1 protein-coding gene is annotated in these 7,699 nt (G+C 70.7%); it reads right to left on the reverse strand.

Annotation, left to right across the window (positions count from 1 at the left end):
- On the reverse strand, nt 1-7,699 hold a 7,699-nt coding region (locus ACSVDM_RS30645), incomplete at both ends, for an amino acid adenylation domain-containing protein (RefSeq protein ID WP_439269153.1).

Genomic DNA, 7,699 nt, shown 5'->3' on the forward strand with positions numbered 1-7,699 from the left:
ACCCGTCGAACCGGAGGTGAAGATCACGTACGCGGTGTTCGACGGACGCAGCGGGGCGATCCGCTCGTCGTCGGTGAGGCGGGTGTCGGCGTAACCGGACAGGTCGAGCAGGTCGATGCGGACCTGCGCGGTGTCGATCTCCAGATCGGTACCCGAGGTGAGCACACACACCGGATCCGCCGTCGCCAGAATGTATTCCGTGCGCTCGGCCGGGTGATCGGGGTCCAGCGGCACGTAGGCGCCACCGGCCACGCTCACCGCGTACATGCCGACGACCAGGTCGAGCGAGCGGCGCATGCCGAGTGCCACATAGGTTTCCGGGCCGACACCACGGTCCACGAGCCAGCGGGCCAGGCGATACACCTGCGCCGCGAACTCGGAATATGTCAGCGTCGCGGAGCGACTCGATGAGGGGTGGTGGTCGGGCGACGGGTGGGCCAGACTCGTCCCCTCGAAGGTGAGGGCGGTGGCCTGCGGGGTGCGGGCCAGCTGCGCCTCGAACATCGAGACGAGGGTGGCGCGCTGATCCACCTCGTGCGCGGTGGCGTTCCACTCGCGCACGACGAGTGCGCGTTCGGCGGCGTCGAGCAGTTCGATATCGCCCACGGCCACCGTCGGTTCGGCGGTGATCGCGGTGAGCACCCGGATCAGGCGCTCGGCGATGCGGTGCACGGTCGCGGCGTCGAACAGGTCGCTCAGGTAACCGGCGCGGATGCGCAGCTGGGTGTCGAGCTGGGCGATCAGCGAGAGCGGGTAGTGGGTGGCGTCTGCCGCGTCCAGGCCGGTGACGGCCATGCCGTCGATGTCGGCGGCCTGGGCCTTGATGCCCTCGGCGTCGACCGGGTAGGACTCGAAGACCACCAGCGAGTCGAACAGGCCACCGACCCCGGCGGCCGACTGGATCTCGGCCAGGCCGATGTAGTGGTGGTCGAGCAGGTCGGCCTGCTCGCCCTGGGTGCGGGTCAGCACGTCGCGCACCGATTCGGCGGCGTCGAAGCGGACGCGCACCGGCACGGTGTTGATGAACAGGCCGACCATCGACTCCACGCCCGACAGCTGCGCGGGACGACCGGAGACGGTGGTGCCGAACAGCACGTCGTCGCGACCGGTCATCCGGCCGAGCACGATCGACCACGCCACCTGCAGCACCGTGTTCGGGGTGACGCCGAGGTCGGCGGCCAGCGCGACCAGGCGGCCGGTGGTGATCTCGTCCAGATCGAACAGGTACTCGTCCGACAGGGCGGTGATCTCGCGGCTCGCGTCCGGGCGGGCGAGCAGCGTGGGCTCGGTGACCCCACGCAGCGCCTCGGACCAGACGGCCACGGAGGCCGAATGATCCTGCTGGGCAACCCATTCCAGGAAGTGACGGTAGGAGCGGACGGCGGGCAGCGCGCTCGCGTCACCGTGCAGGGCGTAGAGCGCGAGCAGGTCGCGCATCACCAGCGGCATCGACCAGCCGTCGAGCAGGATGTGGTGGTTGGCCACCACGAAACGCCATTCGTGCTCGCCCACCTGGATCAGGGTGAAGCGGATGAGCGGCGGCTCGGCCAGGTCGAAGCGGGCGTTGCGGTCGGCCTCGACGAGGTCGGCGAACTCGCCGGTTTCGGTGCGGTCGTGTTCGGCCCAGACCACACGGGCGTTGTCGAGGACGATCTGCACGGCATTGCCGTCGTGATCGGTGACGAACGCGGTGCGCAGGGTCTCGTGCCGGTCGAGCAGTGCCTGGGCGGCGGCGCGCAGACGGGTGGCGTCGACATGACCGGTGAGCGTGAGCACCGCCTGGGCGGTGTAGACGTCGACCGAGCTCGCGGCCAGGCGAGCGTGGAAGAACAGGCCGGCCTGCAGCGCGGCCAGCGGCCACACCTGGGTCAGCTCGGGGTAGCGCCGCTCCCAGACGTCGATGTCGCGCTGGGTGGCGCGCACGAGCGCGAAGTCGGACGGCGTGTGACCGCCCGCGTCGGCGGAATTGGCGTGCCGGGCAACGGCTTCCAGCGCGGTGACCCACAGGTCGGCGAATTCACGGACCTCGGCCTCGCCGAGCAGGGTGCTCGGGTAACCGATATTGGCGCTGAGCTTGTCGCCGACGACGATCGCGTTGACATCGAGCGGTGCCATGGCGGGCATGTCGGCGTCGTAGGCGCCGCCGAGGGAGGCCAGCTCCGCGGCCGGGATCCAGCCGAAACCGCGCAGCGCGTCGGGGACATCGCTGTCGGCAACCCGGCCGAGGTAGTTGAAGCTGATCTGGCCGGGCAGCTCGGTGGGCAGCTCGGCGGCGGTGTCGGCGTTCATGTACCGCAGCAGGCCGTACCCGATGCCCTTGTCGGGCACCGAGAGCAGCTGTTCCTTGACCGCCTTCACGGCCTGGCCGATCGCCGGACCACCGGCCAGCGCGGCGTCGAGATCGATGCCGGTCAGGTCGAGGCGCACCGGGAAGATCGCGGTGAACCAGCCGACCGTGCGGGACAGGTCGGCACCGGGCGCGACCTCTTCCTCGCGGCCGTGGCCTTCCAGGCGCACCAGCAGGGCGTCGTTCGCGTCGTCCGACTTGCCGGGGACGCGACGAGTGCGCCACTTGGCGGCGGCCAGCGCGAGCGCGGTGAGCAGACCGTCGTTCACGCCGCCGTGGAAGAGGGCGGGCACGGTGGTGAGCAGGGCCTTGGTGACCTCGGCGGACACCTCCACCGGCAGCTTCTCGATCACACCGGAGACGTCGACGGCCGGGTTCATCGGCCGCTCGGTGAGCAGCGGGTCCGGTGTTTCGACGACCTCACGCCAGAAGTCGAGCTCGGCGAGGCGGTCGGGGTTGCGTGCCTCGTCGGCCAGCGCGTGCGCCCAGGCGCGCATGGACGTGGCGGGGGCGACGAGCTCCGGTTGCTGGCCCGAGGACAGCTGACCCCAGGCGGAGACGAAGTCGGGCACCAGGATTCGCCACGACACACCGTCGACGACGAGGTGATGGGCCACCACGATCAGTCGTCCGGCCCGGCGCGCCGACTTGCTCTCGGTATCGGCGGACGAGGTCGCGCCACCAGCCGACGCGGCAGCACCAGCGGACGCGACCTCGCCGGACACCTGCGCCGCCGAGGCGGTGCCGGGCAGCGAGATGGTCGGGGTCACCGGCTCGGTGGGCTCCAGCCACACGAAGCGCACCACGACACCGGCGGCGGGATCGAGCCGGTCCAGGCTCGAATCGAGTGCGGCCGAAGCGATCTCGAACAGTTCGGCGTCGGAGACGTTCGGGTCGAAGGTGGTGTGGTCGATCAGGGTGTCGGCGTCCACGCTGCCCGTGGGGGCGGTGGTGACGACCCAGCGGCCGTCGACCTGGTGCAGCCGCGAGCGCAGCATGTCGTGGCGGTCGACGACCGCACCGACGGTTGCCGCGATCCCCGCCCGGTCGATGCCGACGGGCAGCTCGAGGGCCATGGTCTGGTTGAACCGGTCGAACGAACCCGACCGCTCGGCCATGAACCGCACCACCGGGGTCAGCGGCATCTCACCGACGCCGCCGCCGGGCAGCTCCGCGAGCGTGACGGCGGAAGCCGCTGCCACATCGGCCGTTTCGGCGACCGAGGCCAGGCCGGCCACAGTGCGCTGTTCGAACACGTGGCGCGGGGTGAACAGCACGCCGCGGGCATTGGCCCGGGAGACGAGCTGGATGGAGACGATCGAGTCGCCGCCCAAGGCGAAGAACGAGTCGTCCACACCGACGCGCTCCACGCCGAGGACCTCGGCGAACACCTCGGCGATGGTCTGCTCGATCGGGGTGCGCGCGGCCCGGAAGGAGACCTCGGTGGCGAACACCGGCTCCGGCAGGGCCTTGCGGTCGAGCTTGCCGACCGGGGTGAGCGGCACCCGGTCGATCACCATGATCGACGACGGAACCATGTAGGCGGGCAGGCGTTCCTCGACGTGCGCGGTGAGGGCGGCCACGTCGATCGAACGGCCCGGCGCGGCAACGACATACGACACCAGCGAGACGGCGCCCGCGGTGCTCTTGTGGCCGAGGGTGACGGCGAAGTCGACCGTATCGTGCGAGGCGAGGGCGGAGTCGATCTCGCCCAGTTCGATACGGAAACCGCGGATCTTCACCTGGAAGTCGGAGCGGCCGACGTACTCGACGGTGCGTTCCGGCGTCCAGCGCACGACGTCACCGGTGCGGTACATCCGCTCCCCCGGGACGAACGGGTCGGCGACGAACCGGTCGGCGGTCAGGCCGGGGCGGGCGTGGTAACCGCGCGCCAGCTGGATGCCCGACAGGTACAGCTCACCCGCGACACCCACGGGAACGGGCTGGAGCTGGGCGTCCAGGATCAGCGAGCGCATGCCGCGCGTGGGTCCACCGATGGTGACCAGCTCGCCCGGCACCAGCGCGTCGCTGATGTTCGTCATGATCGTGGTCTCGGTCGGACCGTAACCGTTGTGGAAGGCACGAGTAGTGCCGTCCGCCAACGGAACCGCCCACTTCGACACCAGATCGGCGGGCACCGCTTCACCACCGGCGACCAGCACCCGCAGCGAATCCAGGCCGCTCGGGTCGAAGGTCGCCAGGGCGGCGGGGGTGATGAAGGCGTGGGTGACCCGCTCGGCGCGGATCAGTTCGGACAGTTCGTCACCGCCGTACACACCCGGCGGGACGACCACCAGCGCACCACCGCGCGCCAGGGCGAGCAGCAGTTCCAAGATCGACGCGTCGAACGAGGGCGAGGCGAAATGCAGTGCGCGCGTGGACGAATCGAGGTGATAGCGCTGCGCCTGCTCCTCGCCGAAGTTGGCGAGACCGGCGTGGGTGACCACGACGCCCTTGGGCACACCGGTCGAGCCGGAGGTGTAGATGACGTAGGCGGGCTGCTCGGGCGTGGTCGCCCGGACCAGCTCGTCGTCGGCGATCGCCGACCCGTCGTAGGACGCCAGATCGAGGTCCTCGAGCACCAGCCAGCGCGCGGATTCGGGCAGCCCGTCACGCACGGAGGCGACGGTGAGGCCGAACGGCGAACCGGAGTCGGTGACCATGTGCGCGATGCGGTCGGCCGGGTAGGTCGGGTCGACCGGGACGAACGCAGCACCGGTCTTGGCGACTGCCCAGGCGGCGAACACCGAGTCGGCCGAACGCGGAACGGCGACGGCGACGAGATCTTCGGCGCCGATGCCTTCGGCGATGAGCAAGCGCGCCAAGCGGTTCGAGCGCTCGTCGAGTTCGGCATACGACAGCGTCGCGAAGCGACTCGATGAGGGGCGGTGGTCGGGCGACGGGTGGGCCAGAGTCGTCCCCTTGAACACGACGGCATCGCCGGTCGGGTTCGCCGCGGCGGCGTCGGCGAGGAGGCTGCGCAGGGTGCGGGCGGGCACCGGCGGTGCGCCGACCCGGAATACCAGGTCGGCCCGTTCGGCGGCGTCGAGCACGTCGATCGCGCCGATGGTCACCGAGGCGTCGGCGGCCACGGCCTCGAGCACACGCTCCCAGCGGGTCGCGATGGTGTCGACCGTCGCCTCGTCGAACAGTTCGGTGGCGTAGTTCAGCGCCAGCGCCATTCCGCCGTGGCCGGGTTCGCCCAGCTCGGAGAGGGTGAACTGGAGGTCGAAGCGGGCGACGCTCTCGTCGAGATCGAGCGCCGACACGGCGAGACCGGGCAGTTCCAGGGTGGTGCGGTCCAGGTTCTGGAAGGCCAGCATCACCTGGAACAGCGGGTTGCGGGCCTGCGACCGCTCGGGTGCGAGCAGTTCGACCAGGCGCTCGAACGGCACGTCGGCATTGCCGTAGGCGTCGAGGTCGGTCTTGCGGGCCTGCTCGAGCAGGTCGGTGAACGACTCACCGGGGCGCACACCGGTGCGCAACACCAGGGTGTTGACGAACATGCCGACGAGGTCGTCGAGGGCCTGTTCACCACGGCCGGCGATGGGGGTGCCGATGGCGATGTCGTCGGAACCGGACAGCCGGGCCAGCAGCACCGCGAGCGCGGTGTGCATGACCATGAACAGCGAGGCACCCTGCCGCCTGGCCACCTCGTCGAGGCGGGCGATCAGCTCGGGCGAGAGCTCGCGGTGCACCGACGCGCCACGCAGCGAGGCGACGGCCGGACGCGGGCGGTCGAAGGGCAGGGTCAGTTCGTCGGGGACACCGGCGAGCTGACGCTGCCAGTAGGACACCTGACGCGCCATCAGCGAGTCGGTGTCGTCCTCGGTGCCGAGGACGGCGCGCTGCCAGACGGCGAAGTCGGCGTACTGCACCGGCAGCGGCGCCCAGCCGGGCGCGGTGCCCTGGGCGCGAGCCGTGTAGGCCAGCATCACGTCGCGGGTCAGCGGGGCGATGGAGAAACCGTCGGCGGCGATGTGGTGGACCACCACGACGAGCACGTGCTCGTGCTCGTCGACGCGGAACAACCTGGCGCGCAACGGAACTTCTTCCGCCACATCGAATCCGGTGGAGACGAACTCGGTGACGGTCTCGAAGAGCTGGTCGGCGGCGACGGTGACCGGGCGCAGATCCAGCGAAATGCGTTCGGCCGCGACGACTTGCTGCACCGGGGTGCCGCCGTGCTCGGGGTAGCGGGTGCGCAGCGATTCGTGCCTGCGCACGAGGTCGGCCAGCGCCAGCGACAGCGCCTCGACGTCGAGGTCGCCGGTGAGGCGGATCGCGACGGGCAGGTTGTAGGCCGAGGAGGTGGTGTCGTACTTGTTGAGGAACCACATCCGCTGCTGGGCGAACGACAGCGGGATCAGTTCGCCCTCGGTGCGTTCGCGGGCGACGAGCGCCGCGCGGGCGGTGCCGCCGGTGTGCGATTCCACCCGGGCCGCGAGGGCTTCCACGGTCGACGCCTCGAACAGGGCGCGCACGGGCACCGTCGCACCGAGCGCCGCACCGATGCGGGCGACGACGCGGGTGGCGATCAGCGAGTTGCCGCCGAGGTCGAAGAAGTCGTCGTCGACGCCGACCCGGTCCAGGCCGAGCACGTCGGCGAACACCGCGGCCACGGTTTCCTGCACCGGGGTGACCGGGGCGCGGAAGGCGCGAGCCTGCACCGCCGGGGCGGGCAGGGCACGGCGGTCGAGCTTGCCGTTGACGGTGAGCGGGATCCACTCCAGCCGCACGAGCGCGGCCGGAACCATGTAAGCGGGCAGCTGTTCGGCGGCGCCGGTGCGCACGGCGTCGAGATCGGGTTCGATGTCGGCGTCGGCGACCACGTAGGCGACGATGCGCTGGTCACCGGGGGTGTCCTCACGCACGATGACCGCCGCCTGGGCGATGCCGGGCTGGGCGAGCACGGCGGCTTCGATCTCACCGAGCTCGATGCGGAAACCACGCACCTTCACCTGGTCGTCGGCGCGGCCGAGGTATTCCAGTTCGCCGAATCGGTTCCAGCGCGCGAGGTCGCCGGAACGGTACAGTCGCGAACCGGCCTGGTTCGGGCCCGCGAGGGGGTTGGCGACGAACCGGGTGGCGGTCAGGTCGGGCCGACCCAGGTAACCGCGCGCCAATTGCGGTCCCGCGACATACATCTCACCCGCGACACCCACCGGCACCGGACGCAGCCGCGAGTCGAGCACGAACACGCTCAGGCCCGCGATGGCCCGGCCGACGACCGAACCGGCCGCCGCCGCGATGGTCTTCGCGTCCAGCGCACGGAACGACACGTGCACCGTGGTCTCGGTGATGCCGTACATGTTCACCAGCGTCGGCGACGAATCACCGTGGCGGGCAACC

It is taken from the genome of Nocardia sp. JW2 (assembly GCF_051843015.1).
GTDB lineage: Bacteria > Actinomycetota > Actinomycetes > Mycobacteriales > Mycobacteriaceae > Nocardia > Nocardia coubleae.